Source organism: Roseomonas marmotae (assembly GCF_017654485.1).
GTDB classification, from domain to species: domain Bacteria; phylum Pseudomonadota; class Alphaproteobacteria; order Acetobacterales; family Acetobacteraceae; genus Pseudoroseomonas; species Pseudoroseomonas marmotae.
Genome location: NZ_CP061091.1, coordinates 3,043,965 through 3,070,128, shown reverse-complemented (window position 1 = coordinate 3,070,128; position 26,164 = coordinate 3,043,965). Strand labels below are relative to the sequence as shown.

Genomic DNA, 26,164 nt, shown 5'->3' with positions numbered 1-26,164 from the left:
GGGGTGTGGCCGCCCTTCTCGGGGCTGTCCTGCTGACCGCCTGCGCCGCGCAAGGCCCGGAGGAGGTTGCCCAGGCAACCGCCTCCCGGGCGCGGCCGCCGATGGCGGAGGTGCTGGGGCGGCTGCCGGTGGAGGTGGCGGGCTTCGAGCGCGGCGCCACCACCAACCTGGAGCAGCAGCGCCCCGGCTATGGCAGCGCGGTGGAATACACGACCCCCGCGCGCAACGGCCTGCCAGCCCGCGCGGCCGTGGCCTCGGTGCTGATCTATGACCTCGGGCAGCCGCCCTTGCCCGACCGGGCGGCCGCCGTGCTGGTGACGCCCCGGCTGGATGAGGCGGTACGGGAGGCGACGGAACTGCCCCCCGGCCGCACCCTGGCCGAGACCAGCCGGCGCAGCCTGCTGTTGCCCGACGGTGGCAGCCTGACCTGCGCCGACCTCTCCGGCAGCTTCGGCCGCACGGCGGTGGAACAGCAGGTCTGCCTCGGCACCGCCGCCGGGCGCTTCCTGCGCGTGCATGTCACGATGCCCAGCCGCAACAGCAGCGTGGCCGATGCCGATGACTTCACCCGCGCCATCGCCACGGCGGCACGGGCGCTTCCGGTGACGCGGGCCTTCTGAGGGCCAGCGTCAGCTCCGGTTGCGGGGCCAGTCCAGGCGCGGTTCCGCGCGGGACGGCGGGGCCGCGGCGGCGCCCCGCACGGGCCGCCGCTCCGGCCAGGCGGGCGGGGGCGGCACGGGCGGGGTGATGCGGGGGGGCGCATGCTCGCGGGTGGCGTAGCTCGCGGGCGGCTCCACCCACTCCTCGCTGATCGGCGGGCGCGGCGGCAGCTCCGGCTCCGTCAGCCGCAGCGCCAGGCTGCGGATCTCGGCCTGGATCTCATCCAGCTGCACCTCCAGCGCATCCAGCCGTGCCTTCAGGCCGAAGACGCTGAAGGGCATCAGCAGGAAGGCGGCGGCGAAGAGCAGGATCAGCACCAGCATCAGCAGGCCGGTCCATTCGGGCATGCCGGGTATCGTCAGGCTGTTCGTCATTCCACGCATGCTGTCCATGGTTCAGCCGCCCGTCACGCTCATGTGGCGGCCCACCGCGGGGGCCTTGCGGCGCCGGTCGATGATGAAGTCATGCCCCTTGGGCTTGCGGGCGATGGCATCCAGGATCGCCTGCCGCAGCCCTTCCTCATCCACGGAGGGGTCGCGCAGCACGGCGCGCAGATCGGCCGAATCCTCCTGCCCCAGGCACATGTAGAGGGTGCCGGTGCAGGTCAGGCGCACCCGGTTGCAGCTTTCGCAGAAGTTGTGGGTCATCGGCGTGATGAAGCCCAGGCGCCGCCCGGTCTCCGCCACCGTGAAGTAACGCGCGGGGCCGCCGGTGGTGTAGTCCGTCTCCTCCAGCGTCCAGTGCTGCCGCAGCCGGGCGCGGACCATGGAGAGCGGCAGATACTGGTCGGTGCGGTCGCCGGTGATATCGCCCAGCGGCATCGTCTCGATCAGGGTCAGGTCGAAGCCGTGCTCGCCGCACCAGGCGATCAGCCGGTCGAATTCATCCTCGTTCACGCCCTTCATGGCGACGGCGTTGATCTTGACCTGGAGCCCGGCGGCCTTGGCGGCGAAGATGCCGTCCAGCGTCTTCTCGATCTGGCCCCAGCGGGTCAGCGCCTTGAAGGTGCCGGGGTCCAGCGAGTCGAGGCTGACATTGATGCGCCGGACGCCCGCCGCGTAAAGGTCGCCGGCATGTTTCGAGAGCTGGGTGCCGTTCGTGGTGACCGTCAGCTCCTTCAGCCCGCCTTCGCCGATACGGGCGCCCAGGCTGTGGAAGAGCCTCATGACGTCCTTGCGGACCAGCGGCTCCCCGCCGGTCAGGCGGATGCGCTGCACCCCCATGCCGATGAAGGCGCCGCAGAGGCGGTCCAGCTCCTCCAGCGTCAGGATCTCGGCCTTGGGGAGAAAGGTCATATCCTCCGCCATGCAATAGACGCAACGGAGGTCGCAGCGGTCGGTGACGGAGACTCGGAGGTAGTTAATAGCCCGGCCAAACGGGTCGATCATGGCAGGCGGGTCCCATGCCGGAAGGGGGGGATGGCTCATCATTTGGGCCGCGATCCCCCTTGGCTGCAAGTCCCGCGCCTCAACCCAGCAGGGCGAAGGCGCCGGTGGCCAGCAGCAGGATCAGCGCGAAACGACTATACCAGCGCAGGGGGATGACATGGAACAGCCGTGCCCCCTGTGGTACGCAGATCAGCATGATCGGCAGCAGGACCGCCGCCATCAGGACCGTCCGCAGGTCGATGATCCCGCCCCAGAGCGGCGGAATGATCGAGGCCACGCCGATCACCCCGAAATAGAGGATCAGGTTGGCGCGGTGCTGCCGTGCGCCTTCCTGCCCCGCCAGCAGGTAGAGGATGATCGGCGGCCCCGACATGCCGCTGGCGCCCTTCAGCAGGCCGGAGACAACACCGACGGCGAGGTTCAGCGGCAGCGGCCGCGTGCCGTGGTAGCGCCAGCCGGACGTCATCAGCAGCCCGAAGACCAGCACCAGGATCCCGATTCCCTTCCGCAACAGGTCGGCATCGGCATAGAGCAGCACCACCGAGCCCAGCGGCATCACCACGACCGCGGCGGCGCAGATCGGCAGGATCAGCTTCTTGTTGGCCTCGGACAGCGCGCGGGGCAGCAGCTGGGCGGAGACGAAAAGCTCCATCAGCAGCACCACCGGCACGCCGACGCGGGGGCCCCAGAGGGTGGAATAGGTCGGCGCCAGCAGGATGGCGGTGCCGAAGCCGGAATAGCCGCGCATCAGCCCCGCGACGACGGTGGCGCAAGCGGCGACGGCAAATTGCCAGGACAGCAGAAGTTCCAGGACTTCCCGCAGCAGCGAATCGGCCATGGATCAGTCCAGGATTTCCAGGTCCACGTGCCGCGCATTGATCAGCACCTTGCCCATATGCTCGAAATTCACCGTCACGCGCTCCCGCACCACCGATTGGACCTGCCCTTCGCCCCATTCGGGATGGCTTGGGTGGCGGACGCGCATTCCAGGCTCGAGCGGTAGGATCATGACGGCAAACTGACGCTGTGCCGACGGCGCGAATAGGGAAGATTGTGATCACGCTGGCGTGATATTAACCCTTCCAGCTTAAACGGGACTCTTTTCCGGGCAGGAGGAGCAGGAGATGGGCATGGAAGCGGACCTCACGCTGGCGCAGGACCTCTGCGCCCGTCTCTGCCACGACCTGGTAGGACCCCTCGGCACCATGGCCGGGGCCGTGGAGATGGCGGGGGACGACCCCGAGGCCGGTGATCTGGCGCGGGAGGCAGCCTCCAGCCTGCGGGCCCGGCTGCAACTCTGGCGTGCCGCCTGCGGCGCCGGCACGGGGCCCATGAGCCCGCCTGAGTTGGCCGCGCTGCTGGAGGGCAATCTCGCCGGCGGGCGCGCGACCCTGGCGCTGGAGGTGCCGCCGGAACGGATCTTTCCCTCCGCCCTGGCGCAACTGCTGCTGGTGGCCGCCATGCTGGGCGGGGAGGCGCTGCCGCGCGGCGGCGTGGTACGGCTGCGGCCCCATGGCACCGGACTGGAATTGCGGCCGGAAGGGCGGGTTCTGGCTTGGCCGCCCTCCCTGGCCGCGGCCCTGGCGGGGGAGGCGGCGGAGGGCCCGCGCGCCGTGCTGGCGCCGATTTTGCTGCGTCTGGCCGGGGCCGCCGGCTGGCAGGCGCGGCTGGAGCCGGAAGCCCTGACCCTCCGCCCCCGGTGACCCCTGCGGCACCGCTCTTCATCCTTTCTTCGCATCCCCGGCAGAGATTGCATGTCGAACGCAGCCGTCGGGGACCGGAATGGACGATCTTCTCGCAGACTTCCTGACAGAGACCAATGAAGGCCTCGCCGCCCTCGACGTGGCGCTGCTGAAGCTGGAGAAGGCGCCGGACGACCGTCCGACCCTCTCGGAGATCTTCCGCAGCGTGCACACCATCAAGGGCACCTGCGGCTTCCTCGGCCTCTCGCGGCTGGAGAAGGTGGCGCATGCGGCCGAAAACGTGCTTGGCAGATACCGGGAAGGCGCGCTTCAGGTCACGCCGGCCGGCATCACGCTGATCCTCTCGGCCATCGACTGCCTGAAGGGCATCGTCGCGGGGCTGGAGGCGACGGGCAACGAGCCGCAGGGCGATGACGGCGGGCTGATCGCAGCACTGGACGCCGCCTGGCGCGGCGAGGCCGCCGCGATCCCGGAACCGCTGGCCATCGACCCTTTCGACGCCCTGGAATTGCCCGCTCCCTCCGGAGCCGCGCCTGAGGCCGTGGCCCCGGAGGCAGCCAGCGCCCCGCCCGCCGTCCCCGCCGGCGCGGCTCCGGCGGGCGGTGCCGGCGTCGTGCCGCCGCAGACCATCCGCGTCTCCGTGGATGTGCTGGAAGACCTGATGACCCTGGTCAGCGAACTCGTGCTGACCCGCAACCAGCTGTTGCAGCTGGTGCGCGCGCGGGGCGACTCCGCGCTGACGGTGCCCTTGCAGCGCCTTTCCCACATCACCTCCGAGTTGCAGGAAGGGGTGATGAAGACGCGCATGCAGCCGATCGGCAATGCCTGGCAGAAGCTGCCGCGCATCGTACGCGACCTGGCTAATGAACTCGGCAAGAAGATCGAGCTGGTGATGAAGGGCGCCGAGACGGAACTGGACCGTCAGGTGCTGGAGCTGATCAAGGACCCGCTGACGCATATGGTGCGTAACAGCGGCGATCATGGGCTGGAGGGGCCGGAGCAGCGCCGCGCCGCCGGCAAGCCGGAGACCGGCCGCATCACGCTGAACGCTTATCATGAAGGTGGCCACATCATCATCGAGATCGGCGATGACGGGCGCGGCTTGCCGGCGGAAAGGATCAAGCAGAAGGCGCTGGCCCAGGGCCTGGCGACGGAGGCCGAGATCGCCGGCATGAGCGAGCGGGAGATCCAGCACTTCATCTTCCGCGCCGGCTTCTCCACCGCTGCCGCCATCACCAGCGTCTCCGGCCGTGGCGTCGGCATGGATGTGGTGAAGACGAATGTGGAGAAGATCGGCGGCACCATCGAGCTGCGCTCGGTGGAAGGTCGCGGTACCACATTCTTCATCAAGATCCCGCTGACACTGGCGATCGTTTCCGCGCTGATCGTGGAAGCCGGCAGGGAACGTTTCGCCATCCCGCAGATCGGCGTGGTGGAACTGGTGGGCGCGGGCGGTGGTGGCAGCACCATCGAGCGGATCGACCAGACACCGGTGATGCGCCTGCGCGACCGGCTGCTGCCGCTCGTCTCGCTGTCGAGGCTGCTGAAGCTGGAAGATGCCGAAGCGGTGCGGGAGGAGGATGCCGGCTTTGTCGTGGTGACGCAGGTCGGGCCCAATGTCTTCGGCATCATCGTCGACAAGGTCTTCGATACCGAGGAGATCGTCGTGAAGCCGGTGGCGCCGATCCTGCGCCATGTGACGATGTTCAGCGGCAATACCATCCTGGGCGATGGCAGCGTCATCATGATCCTGGACCCCAACGGCATCGCCCGCGCGACCGGCGTGGGTGCCGACGGCCCGGCGGAGGATGCGCCACGCGCCGCCGGGCCGGGTGGTGCCCGGTTCTCCGAGCGCACGGCGCTGCTGCTCTTCCGCGCAGGGGACGAGACGCCGAAGGCGGTACCGCTGGGCCTTGTGGCGCGGCTTGAGGATCTGCCTGCGGAGAGCATCGAACTCTCGGGCAGCCAGCCACTGGTGCAGTATCGTGGTAAGCTGATGCCGCTGGTGCCGATGTCCGGTCACTGGACGCCGCCGGAGCCGGGCCGCCGCCAGGCGGTGCTGGTCTTCAGCGACCAGCTGCGCGCCATGGGCCTGATGGTCGATGCCATCCTGGACGTGGTCGAGGAACATCTGAACATCGAAGGCAGCCACGATCGGCCGGGCTTCCTGGGCAGCGCGGTGATCTGCGGCAAGGTAACGGATGTGATGGATTGCGCCTGGTGGCTGCGCCAGGCTGGCGACGACTGGTTCAAGCCACAGCCGCAGGGCGAGCAGGCAGGCAAGCGCGTGCTGCTGGTCGAGGACAGCGCCTTCTTCCGCCACCTGCTGGTGCCCGGCCTCAGCGCCGCCGGATATGAGGTGACGACGGTGGACAATGGCGCCCAGGCGCTGCGCCTGCGGGAACAGGGCGCGATGTTCGACGTCATCATCTCCGATATCGAGATGCCGGAACTGGACGGGCTGGGTCTCGCCCGCGCGGTGCGGGAGGCCGGACCCTGGCAGCGCCTGCCGATGATCGCCATGAGCGCGCATGCCGCGCCGGGCCATTCCGCCCGCTGCCGTAACGCCGGATTCACCGGCGATGTTGGAAAATCGGATCGGGAGGCGCTGCTGAACCTGTTGCGGGACAGTCTTTCCATGCCTGCCTTCCCCTGAGGAGCGAGAGCGATGCAGACCGAAGCGCGTGCGTCCGGAGGCCTGCCTAATGCAAGCCTGCCGGGAATCCTGCCCGGCGCGCCGCCGGTGGTGGATGCGGCGGCCGAGATGGTGCTGACCCTGACGGTCGGGGGCCAACTCTGCGGCGTGCCCGTTCTGGCAGTGCGGGACATCCTGGCCTCCCAGGCCATCACCCGTGTCCCGCTGGCCCCGCGAGAGGTCGCGGGCAGCCTGAACCTGCGTGGCCGCATCGTCACCGCCATCGACCTGCGCCGCCGGCTGTGCCTGCCGGACCGGGCCGCCGGCGGCCCGCCGCCCATGAGTGTGGTGGTGGAGCAGGGGGGCGAACTCTACAGCCTGCTGTCCGATGCGGTGGGGGAGGTGGTGCCGCTGCCTGCGGAAGGGCTGGCCGGCAATCCACCGACGCTGGACGCGATCTGGCGCGACGTCTCGCGCGGGGTGCACCGGCAGGGTGACCGGCTGCTGATCATGCTGGATGTCGACCGCATCCTGGCCATCGGCTGAAGGAGGGGACGATGGAAACCTCGATGGATTGCCTGGTGGTGGATGACAGCCGCGTGGTGCGCCACGCCGCGCGCCGCATCCTGGAACGCCATGGCTTCGCAGTGCGGGAGGCCGCCGATGGTGCCCAGGCCATGGCCGCCTGCCGGGAGGCGCTGCCCCGGCTGGTGCTGCTGGACTGGAACATGCCGGTGATGGACGGGCTGGAATTCCTGAAGGCGGCGCGGGCCGAGTTCGGTGCCGAGGAACCGCTGATCATGCTCTGCACGACGGAGAGCGAGTTCGACCGCATTGTCACCGCGCTCTCGGCCGGGGCGCAGGAATACATCATGAAGCCCTTCGACGATGCCATCCTGACCGGCAAGCTGGCGCAACTGGGACTGGTACCTGAAGACTTCGAGGCATGACCATCCCGCGGCCGCAATCCGGTGAAGCTCGGGTGGTGCGGGTCATGCTCTGCGACGATAGCCCGACGGCGCGCAGTGCCATGGCCCGTGTGCTGGAGGCTGATGCACGGTTGCAGGTGGTCGGCCGCGCCGGCGATGGGCGGCAGATGCTGGACATGCTGGCCGCGCTACCGCCGGAGCAGCGGCCAGAGGTGGTCTTGCTGGACCTGGAAATGCCGGTGATGGATGGCATGACGGTGCTGCCCCTGTTGCTCAAGACGCAGCCGAGGCCCGCGGTCATCGTCGCCAGCGCCCTGACCCAGCGAGGCGCGGAAGCCGCCATGGCGGCGATGCGCGCGGGCGCCGTCGACTACATACCGAAGCCATCGGCCGCCGGCGGCGGGCTGCGCGATCCTGCCTTCCAGGCGGAGCTGCTGGCCAAGGTCAAAGGCTGGGCGCGGATGCAGGGGCGGCCGGTGGCGGCCCGCCCCGCGCCACCGATGTTGCGACGGGCGGGTATCAAGCTGCGCCCCAAGGCTGTGTTGATTGGCTGCTCCACCGGCGGGCCGCAGGCGCTGGCGGGCTTTGTCCGTGCGCTGAGAGTGCCGCTGCCGGTGCCGCTGGTTGTGGTGCAGCACATGCCCGCAGGCTTCACCACCATGCTGGCCGACCATCTCGCGCGGCTGGGCGGCCCCGCCGCCGCCGAGGCGCGGGAGGGTGAGGTACTGCAACCCGGCCGCATCTATCTGGCGCCGGGCGACCGGCACTTGCTGGTGGAGAACGTGGGCGGAAGCCTGGTGGCGAAGCTGGATTCCGGCCCGCCGGAGAATTTCTGCCGCCCGGCGGTGGACCCGACGCTGCGGAGCCTGGTGGCGGCCTGCGAGGGGCGCGTGACGGCGGTGATTCTGACCGGGATGGGCTCGGACGGGATGCTCGGCTGCAAGGCGGTGGCGGCGGCAGGTGGTACGGTGCTGGCGCAGGACGAGGCTTCCAGCGTCGTCTGGGGGATGCCGGGCGCGGTGGCGCGGGCCGGGCTGGCGCAGGCCCTGCTGCCGCCTGAGCAACTGGCCGAGCGTGTGACAGGACAATTCGACCCGCTTGGGGGGACGATATGAACGCCGAGGGCTTCACCGCCATTGCCACGCTGGTCAAGGCGCGGTCGGGCATCGTGTTGACGCCGGACAAGGAATACATGCTGGAGACCCGGCTGGCGCCGCTGCTGAAGCAGGAGGCCATCTCCAGCCTGGATATCCTGGCGCTGCGGCTGCGTGACCCGCGTGCCGAGAAGCTTGCGCGTGCCGTGACGGAAGCGTTGACGACGAATGAGAGCAGCTTCTTCCGCGACGGCAAGCCCTTCGACCACTTGAGGCGCCTGCTGCCGGGGTTGATGGCGGCGCGGCCGGCCGGGCACCGGCTGCGTATCTGGTCCGCGGCCTGTTCCACGGGGCAGGAAGCCTATTCCGTCGCCATGATCCTGCAGGAACTTGGCATCCGTGGCGCCGAGATCCTGGGCACGGACCTTTCGCGCGAGGTGGTGGAGCGGGCGCGGGAAGGGGTCTTCACGCAGTTCGAGGTGCAGCGCGGCCTGCCCGTGCAGATGCTGGTGAAGTACTTCCGGCAGGAGGCGGGCCGGTGGCGCGTACAGCCGGCGCTGCGGGAAATGGTGCGCTTCGAGGAACGGAACCTGTTGGCCGATCATCGCGCAGTGGGCCGGTTTGACGTCATCTTCTGCCGCAATGTGCTGATCTATTTCGACCCGCAGACCAAGGGGCGGGTGCTGAATGCCCTGGCGGCCCAACTGGCGCCGGATGGCGTGCTCTATCTGGGCGGGGCGGAGACGGTGCTTGGCCTGACCGACAGGCTGACGGCAGTGGCCGGCGAGCGTGGAGCCTACGCCCTGCCGTTGGCGGCAGCCCTCCGGGCGGCGGGCTGATCCCACCGCGCCGCGATGATGCAGGGAGGGGAAGCGGGAATGCAGGAATCGCGGCGCGATGCGCGTTGGCCCGTCAGGGACAACGCGCATCAGGCAGTCATGAAAGAGCCGTCAGGCTACGGCGTGCAGACTGCCGGGGCTAACCAGGGCCGGAGGAGCCGGCACTTCAGGCAGGACGAAGCGATTGGCGAGGGTGCTGGGGTCGCGCAACACATATCCCCGGCCCCAGACGGTACCGATCAACTCGCCCGCGCCGGCCAGCGCCAGCTTCTTGCGAAGTTTGCAGATGAAGACGTCGATGATCTTCGCCTCCGGCTCATCGATGCCGCCGTAGAGGTGGTTCAGGAACACTTCCTTGGTCAGCACCAGGCCCTTGCGCAGGGTCAGCAATTCCAGGATCGCGTATTCCTTGCCGGTCAGATGCACATCGCGCCCCCCCACCCGGACTTCGCGTGAACCGAGATTGAGTGTCAGCGGTCCGACGGACAGGGTCGGCTGGCTGTAGCCCTTGGCGCGGCGGACAATGGCCTGGATACGCGCCAGCAACTCCTGCTGATCGAAGGGCTTCGTGATGAAGTCGTCGGCGCCCATGCCGAAGCCCTTGACCTTCGCCTGCGGGCGGGAGAGGCCGGAGAGAATGAGCACCGGTGTCTCCACTCGGTTGCCACGCAGCCGGCGGACCACCTCATAGCCCTCCATATCCGGCAGCATCAGATCCAGGATGACGATGTCGTAGTCGTAGAGGGCGGCCAGTTCCAGCGCGTCCTCTCCGGTGCTGGCGACATCGACCATCATGGAGGCCGCCTTTAGCATCATGGAGACTCCCCGGGCGGTGGTCAGGTCATCTTCAACCAGAAGTATCCTCATTTCCGTCCTGCCCTCAATCTGTGATTGAATTGATACCACTTATACGCGAGTGAAAAAGAGGTTTTTCATCTTTGAGACGTATCAAGAAAGAGATGAATCCCGACTGAAGAATTTACCGAAAATATTTTCTTAAAATTCAGTGGATTAACCGATGCCATAACGGCTGATCTTCGGCGTCGGCGGGCTTGAAGGGCAGTCGCCTTAAGGTTGTGACGGTGCCGCTTCACCAGCATCAGAATAATTTATGAGAAATTTACCTAAAATGAGATTAACGGCGATTGCCTGACCTCGCTACGCTGGAAATAGGCCCCTCCCGACACACAGGGCGGGGACGAAAAAGGCCGGGCAGCTTGCGCTGCCCGGCCTTGTGCCAGAACCGAAAGGGTTCAGCGCTCGACGCAGAGCGCCACGCCCATGCCGCCGCCGATGCAGAGCGTCGCCAGGCCCTTACGGGCATCGCGACGCTGCATCTCATAAAGCAGGGTGGTCAGCACCCGCGCGCCGGAGGCGCCGATCGGGTGACCCAGGGCGATGGCGCCGCCGTTGACGTTCACGCGGGAGGTATCCCAGCCCATTTCCTTGTTCACGGCGCAGGCCTGCGCGGCGAAGGCCTCGTTGGCTTCGATCAGGTCGAGATCACCGATGCTCCAGCCCGCCTTCTGCAGTGCCTTGCGGCTGGCCGGGATCGGGCCGGTGCCCATCACCGAAGGGTCCACGCCCGCCGTCGCCCAGCTGACGATGCGCGCCAGGGGCATAACGCCGCGCCGGGCGGCCTCTGCCGCGCTCATCACCACCATGGCGGCGGCACCATCATTGATGCCGCTGGCATTGCCCGCCGTCACCGTGCCGCTCTTGTCGAAGGCCGGGCGCAGCTTGGCCAGGATTTCGCGGGAGGTTTCGGGCTTCGGATATTCGTCGGTGCCGACGACGTTCTCACCCTTGCGGGTCTTCACCGTCACGGGCGCGATCTCATCGGCGAAGCGGCCGGCGGACATCGCCTCACCCGCCTTGCGCTGGGAGTTGTAGGCGAACTCGTCCTGGTCATCGCGGGTGATCTGGAACTTCTCCGCCACATTCTCGGCGGTATTGCCCATGTGATAGCCGTTGAAGGCATCCCAGAGCCCATCGCGGATCATGGTGTCGATGAAGGCCAGGTCGCCCATCTTCTGTCCCGCGCGCAGATTGGCGACGTGCGGGGCCTGGGTCATGCTCTCCTGGCCGCCGGCGACGACGATGCTGGCATCCCCGGTCGCGATCTGCTGCGCCGCCAGGGCCACCGCCCGCAGGCCGGAGCCGCAGAGCTGGTTGATCCCGAAGGCGGTGCGCTCCACCGGGATGCCGGCGGCGATCGCGGCCTGCCGCGCTGGATTCTGGCCCGCGCCCGCGGTCAGGATCTGGCCAAGGATGACCTCGTCGACCTGCCCGGCCTCGATGCCGGCGCGGCTCAGTGCCGCCTGGATGGCGACGGCGCCCAGCGCATGCGCGGGCAGGCTGGCGAAGACGCCATTGAAGGCGCCGACGGGTGTGCGAGCCGCCGACGCGATGACGATCTCGGTCATTATTCCATTCTCCCTCAGGACCGTGCTGCCCGGCAGTGTGCGCCGCGGCAGGTGGGGCTACAAGTCCATCAGCCAGCGCAGCAGTGGCGCCCAGAGCGCCGCCTCGGCGCGCCCGCCGGCCGCCATGCCGATATGCCCGGCCGGGGTCATGTGGATCTGGGCGCGCGGCAGACGCTCCGCCAGGGCCAGGGCGGAGGCCGGCGGCACGATGCGATCCGATTGTGGAATGGCCGCGAAGGCAGGCAGATCCAGCGCCGCTGGCTCCACCACCGCACCGGCCACGCGCCACTGGCCGAGGCCGGGCTCGTTGCGGCCGTACCAGCCGCCCAGGCATTCCCGCGCCACCGGCGCGGCCAGAGGGACGCCATCGTTCAACCAATCCTCCAGCGCCACGAATAGGATGGCGCGCGGGCTCTGCGGGTCCAGCCGGGCGAAGGCGCGGAACTTACGGGCGATGGACCAGGGATCGAGGCTGGCGAACAGCCACTGGACGACATCGACCGGCAAGGTGCCGGTACTCTCCATGAGCGGCTGAAGCCCCGGCAGCAGCTTCGCCAGCCCAAGGGCACGCCCGGCCGCCTCTTCGCCGCCGGCCGAGAAGTCCCAGGGCGTGGCCAGCAGCGCCAGCCCCCGCACCCGGTCCGGCCGCCGCAGCGCCGAGGCCAGCGCCAGCAGCCCGCCCATGCAATAGCCGACCAGCGCCACCGACCCCAGTGCCGTGGCGGCGGGCGAGGCCAGCGCGCGTTCGAGGCGCCCGGCGATATAATCCGTCAGGCCGAAGCCGCGCTCCACCTCTCCAGGCCATCCCCAGTCCAGCAACAGCACGCGCGTCCCGTGTTCCGCGAGGTGCCGCAGCATCGAATGGCCGGGGGCGAGGTCCAGCACATGGGCGCGGTTGACGAGGGAAGGGACCACCAGCACCGGGACGCCGTCCCCGCCGTAATCCAGCAGGCGGGAGCCACCTTCCTGCCAGACCACCGCCGCCTCCGGCATCTGCCGAAGCCAGGGGTGGCGGCGATAGGCGGCGATGCCGGCGATGAAGGCGGCATCCTCCCGCGCCAGTCGCTGCCGCACGGCGGCGTGGAAAGCCTCAGGCGGATGGTGCCCGGCGGCGAGGGCGGCGCCGATCCGGCTGGCTTCCGCCTGTCCTGCTTTCGAGATCGGCCAGCCGTTGTTCCAGTTGCTCGACCTGGCGCCGGAGGGCGGCAGTGTCGTCAGCGCCGCCATCGCGCGCGTCATGGCGAGGCTCAGATGCAGGGGCAGGGGGCGCGGGCCCCGCCGCAGCATTGGCCCCGTCATGCGCGCCGCCCGGCACGCCGGCGGGCCAGGGCGAGGCATCCGTGGCGCGGAACAATCCCTGCGGGATCCCCGCGCCGGGCCATCCGCCAGCCATCCAGGGCGGGACGGGCCAGGCGGACATGGCGGAGGGACGCGTGGCCGTCATCGCCGAACGCAGCCAGGCGGCGGTGGCCGAGGCCCAGCCCGCCCAGGCCTCCGCCATTTCCCGGTCCGCCGCAAGCGCCGCGACCTCGCTCTGCCACAGCGTGATCCAATCCTCTGCCAGCCTTTCCAATTCCCCGGGCTCTCCGCCCGGACCGTGCTTCGGGCCTTCCATGCGCGTCCTTCTCGACCGTGCCGCGCGGCTTGTCCAGCCGGTCGGGGAACCCTGCCTGCCCTTCCACTGTTTGTTCGCACCCCATCTTGCAGCGTGCTAGCCTACCGCAGCGCAAGAAGGCGCCGAACGAAGGGTGGGGAAGCCGATGGTGGAACAGGTGAAGCAGCGCGATGGCAGTGATCAGGCGCAACCCCCGGTCGTCATTAAGAAATACGCCAACCGGCGTCTCTATAACACCGAAGCCTCCTCCTACGTCACATTGGAGGATCTGGCAGGCATGGTCAGGGCCGGGCGTGACTTCGCTGTCTATGACGCCAAGACCGGTGACGACATCACCCGCGGCGTGCTGACGCAGATCATCGTGGAAGAAGAGGCCAAGGGGCAGAACCTGCTGCCAATCCCTTTCCTGCGGCAGTTGATCGGGCTTTACGGCGACAGCGTGCAGTCGCTGGTGCCGCGTTACCTGGAATTCGCCATGGGCAGCTTCGCCCGGCAGCAGGAGCAGATGCGCCAATCCGTCGAACAGGCGATGGGCGGCTTCAACCCCTTCCAGGCGCCCTTCAGCGGCTTCGAGGAAGTGGGCAAGCAGAACATGGCGATGATGGAACGCGCGATGAGCCTGTTCAGCCCTTTCCCGCCACGTAAGGAAGGCACCCCAGGCGCTGGCAGGCCGGATGAGGATGAGGTAGAGCATCTCCGGGCCGAACTGGCGGCGGCTCAGACCCAGCTGGCGCAGCTACGTCGCGAAATGATGAAGAGGCAAGGCTGAGAAAGTCACTTACAGTGGCGTAACTGACTTTCTGATCAGTCGGTCTCACGCATTGTTCACGCCCACGCCGCAGCGAGCCAGCACACGCCGCGGCGCGATGGCCTATTTAACGTGCATGCAGAACATCGAATGCAATCGGAGCTTGGGCGACGATATGGCCCCATCCCCATCCACGGCCGCTGAGGAGCAGGAGAAGCCTACGGCACGCGCGCGCAACGCGGACCGTCATGTCGGCGCGCGCATCCGGGAAAGGCGCCTCATGCTGGGCCTGTCGCAGCAGCAACTGGCCACGATGATCGGCGTCACCTACCAGCAGGCCCATAAATATGAGAGGGGCCTGAACCGTATCTCGGCTGGCCGGCTTTTCGAGATCGGCATCGTCCTCGGCGTTCCCGTCGCCTGGTTCTTCGAAGGGTTGGAGCAGGACGGGCAGCCGCAGCCCCTGGGCCACAGGCAGCGCATGTGCCTGGAGCTCGCACGGAATTTCGTGCTCATTGATAATGAGAAGCATCAGGAAGCACTGAGCCAGATGGCCCGTGCCTTGGCCGCTCAGGCGCAGAGCCGGCCGCTCGACTGATAACCGACGCCCGGCCATCGCCTCTGTCATGAAACCGTTTCCGTGGCGGCCGGTCTCGCTTATGCTGTCCCGGGTGAAAGCCGTTCTCCCCCCGCCGCGGCCCGGCAGGCACTATCGTGTTGCATGGCTTGCCATGGCGCTGCTGCTGATGACCACGGCGGCCCAGGCCCAGGCCCAGGCCCAGGCCCAGGCTGAAGGAAGCCCCGCGCCGACGCGCCTGCAGGTGGTCGGCGGATTGGCAGATGTCAGGCTCTACCAGGATTACGAGCGCAGCTTCTGGCGGGAGGAACTGCCCCGCATCAGCGAAGGCCGGCTGCAAGCGGATATCGTGCCTTTCGACAGCAGCGGCATCCGCGGTCAGGACATGCTCCATCTGCTGCGGCTTGGCGTCGTGTCGTTCGGCACGGTGCTGCTGAGCCTGGCAGCCAATACCGACCCCGAGCTGGCGGCGCCGAACCTGGCCCTGCTGGCCCCGGATATCAGCATGCTGCGGCGGGTGGTGCAGGCCTACCGGCCTTATCTGACCGCGCTGCTGAAGCGGGAATACGGGGTGGAGATGCTGGCGGTCTACGCCTATCCCGCCCAGGTGCTGTTCTGCACCGATCCGTTGCCGAATCTGGAATCCGTCCGGCGCCGGCGGGTGCGCGTTTCCAATTACAGCCAGGCCGATGTCATCGAGGCGCTGGGTGGACATCCCGTCGTGACCACCTTTGCCTCCCAGGCGGAGGAGCTGCAGACAGGGCGGGTCGACTGCGTCATCACCGGCTCGCTCAGCGGCAATCAGATCGGGTTGCACCGGGTGGCGCGGCAGGTGCATCCCATGGCCCTCTCATGGGGCCTGTCGATCTTTGCCGCCAACCGGCAAGCCTGGGATGAGTTGCCGCAGGATCTGCAACTGACCCTGCGGCGGGGGCTGGGCCGGCTGGAGTTGAACGTCTGGGCGGCCGCCGGGCAGGACACAGAGGACGGCTTCCTCTGCAATGCCGGGCGCCCCGGCTGCCAGTCCGGCACGCCCGGCACGATGGCCTGGAACGCGGTGACGCCGGAGGATGAGACGGCGCGCCGCCGCCTGCTGTCCACCGCCGTGATCCCCGGCTGGATTGCCCGTTGCGGCGAAAGCTGCCGGCAGGGCTGGAACACCTATCTGGCGCCGCTAACCCGCATCTTCCTGCCCGGCCCGGGCGAGAAGCCCGACACGCAGTTGCCCTCGGTAGGCATCGCGCGCCCGCATGGTGGCGGCGCGCGGCTGACGGCCTCCCCCTAGCCGGCGACGGGGTCGGCAATGCCGACCGGCGCATAGCCGGCCTCGATCACCGCGCCAGCGTCCAGCAGCACATCCTCCCGGTAGCGGCCGCCGATCAGCTGCACGCCCACCGGCACGCCATCGACCGCGCCGGTGGCGACGGTCAGGCCCGGCAGGCCCATCAGCGGCAGGCCGACCTGCACCAGCTGCGCCGCCATCACCCGGCGGAAGGCTTCGGGCGACTGCACATCCAGCAGGTCAGGAAAAGGCAGCTCGGCCGAGACCGGCACCAGCAGCACCGGGTAGTTCTTCAGGAAAAGCTGCCATTGCCGGGTGAAGGCGGCGCGGGCCTGCAGGGCGTCCTGGAAGGTATTCAGGTCGGGCTGAGGGCAGAGCGCCTCCATCTGTGCGAAGACGAATCTGGCGTCCGGGTCTCCCTCCCTCTCCAGCGCCGCGTTCAGCCCGCGCCGGCTTTCGGCCAGCCAGAGCATGGCCTGCAGGGCGGCGGGCTCGCGCAGGGGCGGGCAGGCGGTCTCGACGATGCTCCAGCCCGCGTTCTGCAGGCGCAGCGCGGCATCGCGCAGGGCCTGCTCCACTTCCGGCTTCGTATCCATCCCTTCCGGGCGCAGGCAGAGGGCGGCGCGCCTGGGATAGGGGCTGCCGGAGAGTGGGGCCGGCACCCACCAGGGGTCGCGCAGATCCTCCGCCGCCATGGCCTGCAGTCCCAGGCGCAGGTCGGCGATGCTGCGGGCCATGGGACCCGAGACCGCCATCAGCTGCGCGCCCACCGCGCGCTCCGGCCCCGAGGGATTCCAGGCGGGGACGCGGCCCAGTGTCGGACGCAGCCCATGGATGCCGCAGGCATAGGCGGGATAGCGGATGGAGCCGCCGATATCCGTGCCATGCCCGATGGCGCCGATGCCCGCGGCCACCGCCGCCGCCGCGCCGCCCGAGGAGCCGCCAGGGGTCAGCGCGGGGTCGCGCGGGTTCCGGGTATGGCCGTGCAGGCTGTTGCGGGTGAACCAGCGCAACGAGAAGGCGGGGGTATTGGTGCGGCCGATGATGACGGCGCCCGCCCGCTTCAGGTTGGCGACCACCGGGTTATCCTCGGTGGCCACCAGGTCCTTCTGGATCCGCAGCCCGTTGGTGGTGGCGAAGCCCTTCTGGTCCACATTCACCTTGACGGTGACGGGCACCCCGGCCAGCGGCCCCGGCGCCTCTCCACGCGCGATGGCGGCGTCCACCGCGTCGGCGGCGGCCAGGGCCTGTTCCGGCATCTCCTGCACCACGGCATTGATGGCCGGGTTCACCGCCGCCAGCCGGTCCAGCGCCGCCTGCGTCGCCTCGCGCGCTGAAATGTCGCGGGCGGCGATGCGGGCCACGGTTTCCGTTGCAGTCAGGCGCCAGAGTGCGGTCATGCCATGTGATCCTCGTCAGCGTGGCGGACAGTCTTGGCCAAGACAGGAATGGCGTCGAGAGGAGTGAGCCCGAAACCGGACGGAACATGGAGAGTTTGTCATGTTCTGTCCTGCGGGCAGGTGCCGGCGCGAGGCCGGGCCAGCGACCGCCGCAACAGTAAAGGAGCACACCATGAGCGAACCCATTGTCGTCCAGCGCCGTATCCTGACGGCCGATGAGTTCGAGGTGGTGTCCCGGTCCTATTACCCCGCCATCTGCAGCATGGAGCGGCCGGAGCTGATCGCGCTGGCGAAGTCGCTCCGTCAGTTCCATGACAAGGCGCGGGACATGGCGCGTGACCGGCGGCGCGCGCTGCGCGGCAAGGCGGAGCCGCGCGGCCTGGATCCGGTGGGCGAGAACGGCGTGACCCGCAAGAAGGAGATCTTCGCTTCCGCGCTGAAGCGGTTGAACCGGGAGATCGCCCGGCAGGAGGATATGGCCCGCTCCCGCAGCCAGGGCGGGGGCGGGCCAGAGGGGCTGCTCATGAAGCGGGCCGATATGTTGCGTCGCCATCCTGCCGTCAGACGCGCCGCCGGCACGCAGACACGCCAGGACGGCTGAATTCAGCCGCCCAGCTTGCGCAGGGCTTCCAGCATGGAAGACGAATCCCATTCGGCCTCGCCTTCCAGCCGCGCCACTTCCCGCTGCTGGCGGTCCACCACGATGGTCGTCGGCAGCCCCCGCGCGCCCAGGGCCCGCGCGACCGTGTTCTGCGGGTCAAGCCAGATGCCCAGGCTCTTCAGCCCGATGCGCTTGTAGAAAGGCTCTACCTTCTCCCGGCCGCCACGGTCGGAGGAGAGGGGGAGCACCGTCCAGCCCTCGTCCTTCAGGGCGTCCTGCGCCCGCTCCAGGGATGGCATTTCCTTCACGCAGGGCGGGCACCAGGTGGCCCAGAGATTGATCAGCAGCATCTGCCCGGGGAAGGCGCCGAGGTCGTAGGGCTTGCCCTCCGCATCGGTGAAACGCAGTGGCGGCAGCGGCTTAGGCTCGACCGGTTCCAGCGTTCTGGCAGCAGCCATCCCTTGCCGTGCTGGAACCAGCGTGGTTAGGGTCGCCCCAGCAGCCAGCGACGAAAGAAGCGGGCGGCGTCCGATCGGCAACACGAGGCATATCCTTCCTTGTCCACTCAGCAGCGCAGCCAGGGCAACCAGCAGTGGGGCGGCCGTTATAGCGGCGGACCCTCGGCCATCATGGAGGCGATCAATGCCTCCATCGGCTTCGACCGCAAAATGTGGCGGCAGGATATCCGCGGCAGCCTGGCTCACGCAGCCATGCTGCGCCATGTGGGCATCATTTCCGCCGATGACGAGGCCGCGATCAAGGAAGGCCTGAACGCGATCGGCCAGGAGATCGAGAACGGCACCTTCCCCTTCAGCGAGGCGCTGGAGGATATCCACATGAATATCGAGGCGCGCCTGACCGAGCGGATCGGCGAGGCCGGCAAGCGCCTGCACACGGCGCGCAGCCGGAACGACCAGGTGGCGCTGGATGTGCGCCTCTGGGTGCGGGACGCGATCGACGGGCTGGACGGCCAGATCGCCGACCTGATGCAGGCGCTGGTGGAGCGGGCGGATGAGCACGCCGCCACGGTGATGCCCGGCTTCACCCACCTGCAGCCGGCGCAGCCCACCACGCTGGGCCACCACCTGCTGGCCTATGTGGAGATGCTGGGCCGCGACCGCTCCCGCCTCGGCGACTGCCGGGCGCGCATGAACCAGTCGCCGCTCGGCGCCGCCGCGCTCTGCGGCTCCGGCTTCCCCATCGACCGGCATATGACGGCCGCCGCGCTGGGCTTCGACGGGCCGATGCGCAACAGCCTGGACGCGGTCGCCAGCCGTGACTTCGCCATGGAGTTCCTGGCGGCCCTGGCCATCTGCGCCACCCATCTCTCCCGCTTCGCGGAAGAGATCGTGCTCTGGACCAACCCCTATTTCGGCTTCGTGAAGCTGTCCGACGCCTATACGACCGGCAGCTCCATCATGCCGCAGAAGCGCAACCCGGACGCGGCGGAGCTGGTGCGGGCCAAGACCGGCCGCGTGGCCGGCGCGCTGGTCGGCCTGCTGACGGTGATGAAGGGCCTGCCCCTGACCTATGGCAAGGACATGCAGGAGGACAAGGAAGGCATCTTCGACGCCGCCGAGACCATGGCCCTGGCCCTGGCCGCGACCGCCGGCATGGTGCGGGACATGAAGCCCGACGTGGCCCGGCTGCGGGAAGCGGCGGGCGCCGGCTTCTCCACCGCCACCGACCTCGCGGACTGGCTGGTGCGGGAGCTGCGGATGCCCTTCCGCGACGCCCATCACGTCACGGGCCGCCTCGTTGCCAAGGCGGAGGCGCGTGGGGTGGACCTGGCGGAATTGACGCTGGAGGAGATGCAGCTGGAGGAGCCGCGCATCCACAGCGGCGTCTTCCAGGTGCTGACGGTCGAGGCCTCTGTGGCCTCCCGCACCTCCTATGGCGGCACGGCGCCGGTCAATGTGCGCCGCATGGCGGCCGAATGGCGGGAGCGTCTGGCATGAGGAAGACTTCACGCGGCATCCTGGTGCTGCTGGCGGCTGCCGCCCTGCTGGCCGCCTGCGGCCGGCCGGGCCCTGTGCATCCGCCGGGGCCGCCGGAAGAGATCACCTATCCCCGGGTCTATCCGAGCCGCTGAGGGGAAAGCTGCCGGCGGGCTCCCAGGGCCCGCCGCGGTAATGCCAGAGCAGCAGCGCCACCCCCTGGCCATCCCAGGGGGTGAAGCCGGCTTCCAGCTCCGCCAGCAGGGCGCGGGCGGCAGCGGGCTCCACCTTGTTCTGCACCGTGACATGCGGGCGGAAGCCCTGGCGGTCCTGCGGTCCCAGCATGTCGTGCCAGGCCGAGGCCAGCAGCCCGCGCAGCCCCGCCAGCGCTGGGCTTTCCACGCTGAAGGCGACACCGCGCCCCAGGCTGCGTAGCCCGGCGAACCGCAGCGGCAGTGGCGGCGCGCCCGCCGCGACCGTCGCCAGATTGGCGCCGATTTCCGCCAGCATGGCCCCCGGGAGGGCGTGGAACAGCGTCAGATGAGCGGGCAGGTGGTTCCGCTCCGGCGGGATATGCGCTCGCCGGAGCGCGTCCAGCCGCGTGAAGCTGGCGACGTCGAACTGGAGTGTCAGGATCAGTGGAGCTTCGGCCATGCCCGAGATTAGGGGCTTTTCCCTGATTCCGCTGCCCACACCGCTGGCTTGCGGGCGTGAAGCTTCCATCCCGCCCATGCAGCGCCTTAATAAGCGCCATGGCCACCGCCCTTTCCCTGGCGCCCACCAGCGCCGACCCGACCTTCGCCGATCTGCTCGCCCAGCGCACGGCCCTTTCCCTCCATGCCTATGACGGGCTGATGATGGAGGAGGTGCCGCTCGCGCGCATCGCCGCCGAGCATGGCACCCCCACCTGGGTCTATTCCGCCAATACGCTGCGCCGCCGCTACCGCGCGCTGAAGGCGGCGCTGGAGGCGGCGGGGCTGAATGCCGGCATCCACTACGCCGCCAAGGCCAATGACAACCAGGCCGTGCTGCGGGTGCTGCGGGCCGAGGGCGCGGGCGCCGATATCGTCAGCGCGGGCGAGCTGCGCGCCACCATGGTCGCCGGCATTCCCGCAGGGGCCACGGTCTTCTCCGGCGTGGGCAAGGCCCCGGCCGAGATCCGCTTCGCTCTGGAAGCCGGCATCTACCAGTTGAACGCCGAGAGCGCCGAGGAGATCGCCATGATCTCCGGGATCGCCGCCGGCATGGGTATCGAGGCCCCGGTCTCCCTGCGCGTGAACCCGGATGTGGATGCCCGTACCCACGCCAAGATCACCACCGGCAAGGCCGAGAACAAGTTCGGCATCGCCTTCGAGGACGCGCCCGCGCTCTATGCGCGCATGGCCGCGCTGCCGGGTATCCGCCCGATCGGCATCGCCACGCATATCGGCAGCCAGATCACCGACGGCATGTCCGCCTATCGCGCCGCCTATGCCCGGCTGGCCGAGATGATCCATGCGCTGCGCGCCCAGGGCCTGCCGGTGGAGCGGGTGGATTGTGGCGGCGGCCTCGGCATCCCCTATCGTGACGAGCCGGCGCCGACGCCGGAGGCCCTGGCCGGCGCCATCAGCTCGACCCTCGGCGCGCTTGGCCTGCCGGTGATGCTGGAGCCCGGCCGCTGGCTGGTCGGCCCCGCCGGCGTGCTGCTGGCCTCGGTGGTGTTGCAGAAACAGGGCACGGCCCGGCGCTTCCTGGTGCTGGACGCCGCCATGAACGACCTGGCCCGCCCGGCGATGTATGACGCCTGGCACGGCATCATGCCCGTCTCCCCGCTGGCGCAGAAGGCGCCGCTCTCGCCGGCCGATATCGTCGGCCCGGTCTGCGAGAGCGGGGACACATTCGCGAAAGCGCGGCTGATGCCGGCCATGGCGCCCAAGGATCTGGTCGCAATCCTGGATGCCGGTGCCTATGGTGCTGTCATGAGCAGCACCTACAACGCCCGCCCCCTGGCGGCCGAGGTCCTGGTGGACGGTGCCCGCGCCGCCCTGGTGCGCCGCCGCCAGACCCATGAGGAACTGCTGGCTCATCAGCGCATCCCGGAGTGGCTCGACTGATGCAGGCACCGCGCGACCCGCTCTCCCGCCGTCTCTCGCGCGGGCGGCGGCTCGCGTGGCTCGCGCTGGCCTGGGAGGAGCTCTGGCCCCGCCTCTGGCCCGTGCTGGGGGTGGCCGGGCTCTTTGCGGTACTCGCGCTTTCCGGTGTCTTCCTGGTTTTGCCGGGCTGGCTGCATCTGGTGCTGCTGGCCCTCTTCATCGCTGCCCTGGGCTGGACGGCCTGGAAGGCCATACGGGGCTTCGCCCTGCCGCAGCTTCCCACCGCCGACCGCCGGCTGGAGCGGGAATCCGGCCTGCCGCATCGTCCGCTCTCGACCCTGACAGACCGCCCCGCCACCCAGGACCCGGTGGCCCTCGCGCTGTGGCAGGTGCATCAGGCCCGCGCGGTGGCGGCCCTTTCCCGCCTGCGGGTGGGTGCGCCACGCCCCGGCCTTGCGGCGCGGGATCGGCGCGGCCTGCGTCTGGGCCTGCTGGTGGCGCTGGCCGCCGCCGTAGTGGTGGCCGGGGAGGAAACGCCCGAGCGTCTGCGCCGCGCCTTCCAGCCCGCCCTTGGCGCGCCCGTGCCCGTCCCGGCGCTGCGGCTGGAGGCGTGGATCTCGCCACCCGCCTATACCGGTGCCGCGCCGGTCTTCCTGCCGCCGGAAGGCGGCGCCCTGACGGTGCCCGCCGGCAGCCGCCTGCAGGTCTCGCTCTCCGGCGGCAGGGGCGGCGTGCCGGAACTGCGGCTGGGCGAGGAGGCCACGCCGTTCCGGGCGCTCGATGCCGCCAGCTTCGCCGCCGAGGCACCGCTGGAGAGTGCCAGACGGATCGTCATCCTGCGGGATGGCCAGGAGCTGGCGCAGTGGAGCATCTCCACCCAGATCGACCTGCCCCCGCGCATCGCCTTCGTGGAGCCGCCGGCAGCCGCCGCGCGGGGCCTGGCCATCCGCCTGCCCTGGCGGGCTGAGGACGACTGGGGCGTGGCCAGCGCCCGCGCCGAGATCACCCTGGCCGCACGCCCGGACGCGCCGCCGCTGGTCCTGAGCCTGCCGATCCCCGGCGATGCGAGGCAGCCGCGAGGCGTGGCCCAGCCCGATCTTTCCGCCCATCCCTGGGCCGGCCTGCCGGTGCGGGTGCGCCTGCTGGCGCGTGACAACGCCGGGCAGGAGGGGCAGTCGGAATTCGCCGGGCTGGACCTGCCGGAACGCCGCTTCAGCCACCCGGTGGCGCAGCGGCTGGCGGCGTTGCGGAAGGCGCTGTCCCTGGACCCGCTGGCCCGGCGGCCCGCGGCGCGCGGGCTGGATGAGCTTTCCAGCCGCCCCGATGCCTTCGAGAATGACGTGACCACCTTCCTGGCCCTGCGGAGCGCCCGGCATCGCCTGACGCGCGACCGGCGGCCGGAGGCGGTGGACGAGGTGCAGGGCCTGATGTGGCAGACCGCCATAGCTCTGGAGGAAGGCCGCGCCAACCGCACCGCCCGCGCCCTGGCCGAGGCCCGGCAGGCGCTGCGCGAGGCCCTGGCCGAGGCCGAGCGCATGCCCCCGGATGCCGAGCGCCGTGCGGAACTGGAGCAGCGGGTGCAGGAGCTGCGGGAAGCCATCCGCCAGCATCTGGAAGCCCTGGCCGAGCAGCTGCAGCGTGAGAATGGCGAGGCCATGCCGCAGGACCCGCAGGCCCGGATGATGGACCCGCGGGAGCTGGACCGCCGCACGCAGGAGATGCAGGAGGCGGCGCGGGAAGGCCGCACCGACGACCTGCAGCAGGAGCTGGCGGAGCTGGAGCAGATGCTGGATGCCCTGCAGAATGGGCAGATGGCGCGGCAGGGCCATGGCCCCACCGACCGCCAGCGGGCGCAGCAGCGCCAGCGGGGCGAGCAGCAGATGAGCGCCATCCAGGACATGGTGCAGCGGGAAGGCGAAATGCTGGACCGCTCCAACCAGCGGGAGCAGGCTGAGGGCGGGCAGCAGCAGCAGCAACGGAATTCGCCTTTCCGGCAGCAGCAGCGCGGCCAGGACCAGCAGCCCCAGGGAAGCGAGAGCGCCGATGGGCAGCAGCGCGCCGCCGAGGCACAGAGCGATGCCCGCCAGCAGCGCGCCCTGCGCCGTGCCCTGGGCGAGTTGATGCAGCAATTCGGCGACCTGACCGGCGAGGTGCCGGAAGCCCTGGGCCGCGCCGACCAGGCGATGCGGCAGGCGCAGGAGGCGCTGGGCGGGGGCGGCGACGCCACGCCGCACCAGCAGCAGGCGATCCGCGAGCTGCAGGAAGGCGCCCAGCAGATGGCGCAGACCATGGAGCGCCAGTTCGGCCAGGGCCAGCAGGGGCAGGAAGGCGGCGAGGGCCAGGGCGAGGCCGGGCGCGGCCAGGGGATGGACCCTGGCGGCCAGCGCGGGGAGCGGCGGCTGGGGCAGCGGGACGGGCGCGACCCGCTCGGCCGCCCCACCCGCACCGAGCCGAATGCCAATGACACCGGCAGCGATACGGTGGTGCCCGGGGAGGCCGAGGCGCTGCGGACGCGCGAGATCCAGGAAGAGCTGCGCCGCCGTGGCGCGGACCGGGAGCGCCCGCCGTCAGAGCTGGACTATATCGACCGGCTGCTGAAGACCTTCTAGCTCCTCGGGCGTGGCGCAGAGGCGCCGTGCCCGCATCCAGGCGGAGAGCCCGGCCGAGGCGGTGGCGACGCAGAAGGGGATGGCCAGCAGCAGCGGCAGCAGGAAGGGCGCTCCCCAAAGCGGCGCCGTGCCGCCCCTGGCCAGCAGCATGGCCATGCCGGCCGCGCCCAGCACTGTCTGCGGCCAGAGCAGCCGCGCCGCGTCACGCCAGGCCACGCCACGCGCCGCCCGGTTCTGCGGTGCCCAGCCCGCGCCGGCGCCGAAGGGCAGTGCCAGCAGGAACAACCCTTTGCTGGCGAGGCTGACGGGCTCGAAGAACGTGGTGAAGGCGATCTCCGCCAGGGCGCCCCGCAGCACCGCCGCGCGCCCGCCGAAGCTGGCGGCCACAGGCGTGCTGATCATTGCCTCCGCATAGCCGGTCAGCTTGGGGGCATAATAGGCCATCCAGGTGGCGCCCAGCAGCAGGGCCAGCATGCCGGGCGGCGTGCCGGCGCCGCCGCCCGTCACCGCATTGCCGACCGATGCCGCCAGAAGCACCAGCCAGAGCGGCGCCGTCAGGAAGAGCAGGATGGCCTGGGCCAGTTGCCAGCGCCCCAGGGGCCTCAGCCAGGGCAGCGGCAACAGGCGCCAGTACTGCATGTTGCCGGCACCCCAGCGCCGGTCCCGCACCAGGAATTCCGGCATGGCGGGCGGACTGGCTTCCAGGCTGCCGGTATCGTCGGGCAGGCACCGCACCTTCCAGCCGGCGGCATGCAGGCGCACGGCCTCGATCTGGTCATGGCTCAGCAGGGTCTCGCCACCGGGCAGGTCGTCCAGCCGGGCATGGGCGCGGAAGGCGGCGATCCGCAGCAGGGCGTTATGGCCCCAGTAGGGGCCTTCATCCCCTTGCCACCAGTCCTGGCCCGCGGCCCATGTCCTCATGCCCGCGCGCATGCCGAACTGAAAGAGGCGGGGGAAGGTGCTCCCGGCCGGGCGGCCGGCGATGAGCTGTTGCAGGATGGCCAGCTTCGGGTCCGCCTCCATCATCGCCACCAGCCGCAGCACGGCGGGGGCGGACATGGCGGAATCGGCGTCCAGGCTCAGCAGCAGGTCCAGCCCGGCGGCATGCCGGTCCATGAACTCCATGACATTGCCGGCCTTGTAGCCGGTATTGTGCTGGCGGCGGCGGTAGCGGATCGAGATCGGGCGCCCCGCCCGCCGGGCGATGAAGCCGGCGATGGCCTCCTGCTCCCGCAGCGCCTTCACGGGGTCCTGGGTATCGGAGAGGAACCAGAGCACGAAACGATGGCCCTGGCCCGCTGCCTCCAGCCCGTCGAGCAGGGCGGGCAGAGGGGCCAGGACAGGTGCCATCTCCTCGTTGCGGATGCAGATGGCGATGGCGGTGCGGAGCTGGCCGGTGCCCTCCGGTGCCGGCGGCACATGCCGCCCACGCAGCCGCAGGACGAAGCCGATCAGTGCATTCGCCGCCGAGATGGCCGACCAGGGGATGGTGCCAAGGTAGGCCAGCAGGATGGCGACTTCCCACCCCGACCAGCCACCCGGTGCCAGCACGTGCCACAGCAACCCCGTCAGCCCCGCCGCGATGCCGAGGCAGAGCAGGACGAAAATCGGCCGCCGGGCCACAGCCGGATCACGAGGGATGCGCACCC

At 69.8% G+C, this 26,164-nt stretch carries 26 protein-coding genes; 15 read left to right on the top strand and 11 right to left on the bottom strand.

Features of this window, described 5'->3' with window-relative positions; genetic code table 11:
• Positions 1-5: 5 nt before the first annotated feature.
• On the top strand, positions 6-620 hold the full coding sequence (locus IAI58_RS14400) for a hypothetical protein (RefSeq protein WP_207445631.1): 615 nt from the start codon (positions 6-8) through the stop codon (positions 618-620).
• A 9-nt stretch (positions 621-629) separates the two neighbouring features.
• On the opposite strand, the gene IAI58_RS14395 is transcribed toward IAI58_RS14400, so the two are convergent.
• The 4 genes from IAI58_RS14395 to IAI58_RS14380 form a co-directional block, all read right to left on the bottom strand.
• Positions 630-1,034: a hypothetical protein gene (locus IAI58_RS14395; RefSeq protein ID WP_207445630.1), complete on the bottom strand. Its 405-nt coding sequence runs from the start codon at positions 1,032-1,034 to the stop codon at positions 630-632.
• 21 nt (positions 1,035-1,055) lie between these two features.
• On the bottom strand, positions 1,056-2,048 hold the full coding sequence (gene moaA / locus IAI58_RS14390; RefSeq protein ID WP_207445629.1) for a GTP 3',8-cyclase MoaA: 993 nt from the start codon (positions 2,046-2,048) through the stop codon (positions 1,056-1,058).
• A 79-nt stretch (positions 2,049-2,127) separates the two neighbouring features.
• Positions 2,128-2,886, bottom strand: a complete 759-nt coding sequence (locus IAI58_RS14385; RefSeq protein WP_207445628.1) for a sulfite exporter TauE/SafE family protein — start codon at positions 2,884-2,886, stop codon at positions 2,128-2,130.
• A 3-nt stretch (positions 2,887-2,889) separates the two neighbouring features.
• Complete coding sequence (locus IAI58_RS14380) at positions 2,890-3,057, bottom strand: DUF3553 domain-containing protein (protein ID WP_237182237.1); 168 nt, start codon at positions 3,055-3,057, stop codon at positions 2,890-2,892.
• Between the two features lie 121 nt (positions 3,058-3,178).
• Here IAI58_RS14380 and IAI58_RS14375 point away from each other — a divergent pair, with 121 nt between their 5' ends.
• From IAI58_RS14375 to IAI58_RS14350, 6 genes are all read left to right on the top strand, one after another.
• Positions 3,179-3,751, top strand: coding sequence for a histidine phosphotransferase family protein (locus IAI58_RS14375; RefSeq protein WP_207445627.1), 573 nt, complete (start codon positions 3,179-3,181; stop codon positions 3,749-3,751).
• 79 nt (positions 3,752-3,830) lie between these two features.
• Positions 3,831-6,407, top strand: coding sequence for a hybrid sensor histidine kinase/response regulator (locus IAI58_RS14370; protein WP_207445626.1), 2,577 nt, complete (start codon positions 3,831-3,833; stop codon positions 6,405-6,407).
• A 12-nt stretch (positions 6,408-6,419) separates the two neighbouring features.
• The gene (locus tag IAI58_RS14365) at positions 6,420-6,932 is read left to right on the top strand and encodes a chemotaxis protein CheW (protein ID WP_207445625.1); all 513 of its coding nucleotides are present in this window, start codon (positions 6,420-6,422) and stop codon (positions 6,930-6,932) included.
• Between the two features lie 11 nt (positions 6,933-6,943).
• Complete coding sequence (locus IAI58_RS14360; protein WP_207445624.1) at positions 6,944-7,336, top strand: response regulator; 393 nt, start codon at positions 6,944-6,946, stop codon at positions 7,334-7,336.
• Positions 7,333-8,430 (top strand): chemotaxis-specific protein-glutamate methyltransferase CheB, encoded by a 1,098-nt coding sequence (cheB, locus tag IAI58_RS14355; protein ID WP_207445623.1) that lies wholly within the window; start codon positions 7,333-7,335, stop codon positions 8,428-8,430. The genes IAI58_RS14360 and cheB overlap by 4 nt, the downstream gene beginning before the upstream one ends.
• The gene (locus IAI58_RS14350) at positions 8,427-9,248 is read left to right on the top strand and encodes a CheR family methyltransferase (RefSeq protein ID WP_207445622.1); all 822 of its coding nucleotides are present in this window, start codon (positions 8,427-8,429) and stop codon (positions 9,246-9,248) included. Before cheB ends, IAI58_RS14350 begins: the two co-directional genes overlap by 4 nt.
• Positions 9,249-9,359: 111 nt before the next feature.
• On the opposite strand, the gene ctrA is transcribed toward IAI58_RS14350, so the two are convergent.
• The 3 genes from ctrA to IAI58_RS14335 form a co-directional block, all read right to left on the bottom strand.
• Positions 9,360-10,115 (bottom strand): response regulator transcription factor CtrA, encoded by a 756-nt coding sequence (gene ctrA, locus IAI58_RS14345; protein ID WP_207445621.1) that lies wholly within the window; start codon positions 10,113-10,115, stop codon positions 9,360-9,362.
• 386 nt (positions 10,116-10,501) lie between these two features.
• Positions 10,502-11,674, bottom strand: coding sequence for an acetyl-CoA C-acetyltransferase (locus IAI58_RS14340; RefSeq protein WP_207445620.1), 1,173 nt, complete (start codon positions 11,672-11,674; stop codon positions 10,502-10,504).
• Positions 11,675-11,731: 57 nt separating this feature from the next.
• Positions 11,732-12,973: an alpha/beta fold hydrolase gene (locus IAI58_RS14335; RefSeq protein WP_207445619.1), complete on the bottom strand. Its 1,242-nt coding sequence runs from the start codon at positions 12,971-12,973 to the stop codon at positions 11,732-11,734.
• A 461-nt stretch (positions 12,974-13,434) separates the two neighbouring features.
• On the opposite strand from IAI58_RS14335, the gene phaR reads away from it, so the two are divergent.
• The 3 genes from phaR to dctP all read left to right on the top strand — a co-directional run bounded on the left by phaR (position 13,435) and on the right by dctP (position 15,899).
• Positions 13,435-14,058, top strand: a complete 624-nt coding sequence (gene phaR, locus IAI58_RS14330; protein ID WP_207445618.1) for a polyhydroxyalkanoate synthesis repressor PhaR — start codon at positions 13,435-13,437, stop codon at positions 14,056-14,058.
• Positions 14,059-14,173: 115 nt separating this feature from the next.
• A complete protein-coding gene (locus tag IAI58_RS14325; RefSeq protein ID WP_419555784.1) occupies positions 14,174-14,635 on the top strand; it encodes a helix-turn-helix domain-containing protein in 462 nt (153 codons plus the stop codon).
• Positions 14,636-14,768: 133 nt separating this feature from the next.
• Positions 14,769-15,899: a TRAP transporter substrate-binding protein DctP gene (dctP, locus tag IAI58_RS14320; protein WP_207445617.1), complete on the top strand. Its 1,131-nt coding sequence runs from the start codon at positions 14,769-14,771 to the stop codon at positions 15,897-15,899.
• Here dctP and IAI58_RS14315 read toward each other — a convergent pair.
• Entirely contained in the window at positions 15,896-17,296 is a 1,401-nt protein-coding gene (locus IAI58_RS14315) for an amidase family protein (protein ID WP_207445616.1), read from the bottom strand. The two genes, dctP and IAI58_RS14315, sit on opposite strands and share 4 nt — an antisense overlap.
• 172 nt (positions 17,297-17,468) lie before the next feature.
• On the opposite strand from IAI58_RS14315, the gene IAI58_RS14310 reads away from it, so the two are divergent.
• Entirely contained in the window at positions 17,469-17,897 is a 429-nt protein-coding gene (locus tag IAI58_RS14310; RefSeq protein WP_207445615.1) for a hypothetical protein, read from the top strand.
• Positions 17,898-17,899: 2 nt separating this feature from the next.
• Here IAI58_RS14310 and IAI58_RS14305 read toward each other — a convergent pair whose 3' ends face one another.
• Positions 17,900-18,355 (bottom strand): TlpA family protein disulfide reductase, encoded by a 456-nt coding sequence (locus tag IAI58_RS14305; RefSeq protein WP_207445614.1) that lies wholly within the window; start codon positions 18,353-18,355, stop codon positions 17,900-17,902.
• Positions 18,356-18,454: 99 nt separating this feature from the next.
• Between IAI58_RS14305 and argH the strand changes: the two genes are divergently transcribed.
• Positions 18,455-19,855: an argininosuccinate lyase gene (argH, locus tag IAI58_RS14300; protein ID WP_207445613.1), complete on the top strand. Its 1,401-nt coding sequence runs from the start codon at positions 18,455-18,457 to the stop codon at positions 19,853-19,855.
• Positions 19,852-19,989, top strand: a complete 138-nt coding sequence (lptM, locus tag IAI58_RS14295; RefSeq protein WP_207445612.1) for an LPS translocon maturation chaperone LptM — start codon at positions 19,852-19,854, stop codon at positions 19,987-19,989. Before argH ends, lptM begins: the two co-directional genes overlap by 4 nt.
• Here the strand turns inward: lptM and IAI58_RS14290 are convergent.
• Positions 19,958-20,488, bottom strand: a complete 531-nt coding sequence (locus IAI58_RS14290) for a 2'-5' RNA ligase family protein (protein WP_207445611.1) — start codon at positions 20,486-20,488, stop codon at positions 19,958-19,960. The genes lptM and IAI58_RS14290 overlap by 32 nt on opposite strands.
• 98 nt (positions 20,489-20,586) lie before the next feature.
• Between IAI58_RS14290 and lysA the strand changes: the two genes are divergently transcribed.
• Positions 20,587-21,927: a diaminopimelate decarboxylase gene (gene lysA, locus IAI58_RS14285; protein ID WP_207445610.1), complete on the top strand. Its 1,341-nt coding sequence runs from the start codon at positions 20,587-20,589 to the stop codon at positions 21,925-21,927.
• Positions 21,927-24,515, top strand: a complete 2,589-nt coding sequence (locus tag IAI58_RS14280; protein WP_207445609.1) for a TIGR02302 family protein — start codon at positions 21,927-21,929, stop codon at positions 24,513-24,515. The genes lysA and IAI58_RS14280 overlap by 1 nt, the downstream gene beginning before the upstream one ends.
• Here IAI58_RS14280 and mdoH read toward each other — a convergent pair.
• Entirely contained in the window at positions 24,474-26,138 is a 1,665-nt protein-coding gene (gene mdoH / locus IAI58_RS14275) for a glucans biosynthesis glucosyltransferase MdoH (RefSeq protein ID WP_237182858.1), read from the bottom strand. The two genes, IAI58_RS14280 and mdoH, sit on opposite strands and share 42 nt — an antisense overlap.
• Between the last annotated feature and the right edge of the window lie 26 nt (positions 26,139-26,164).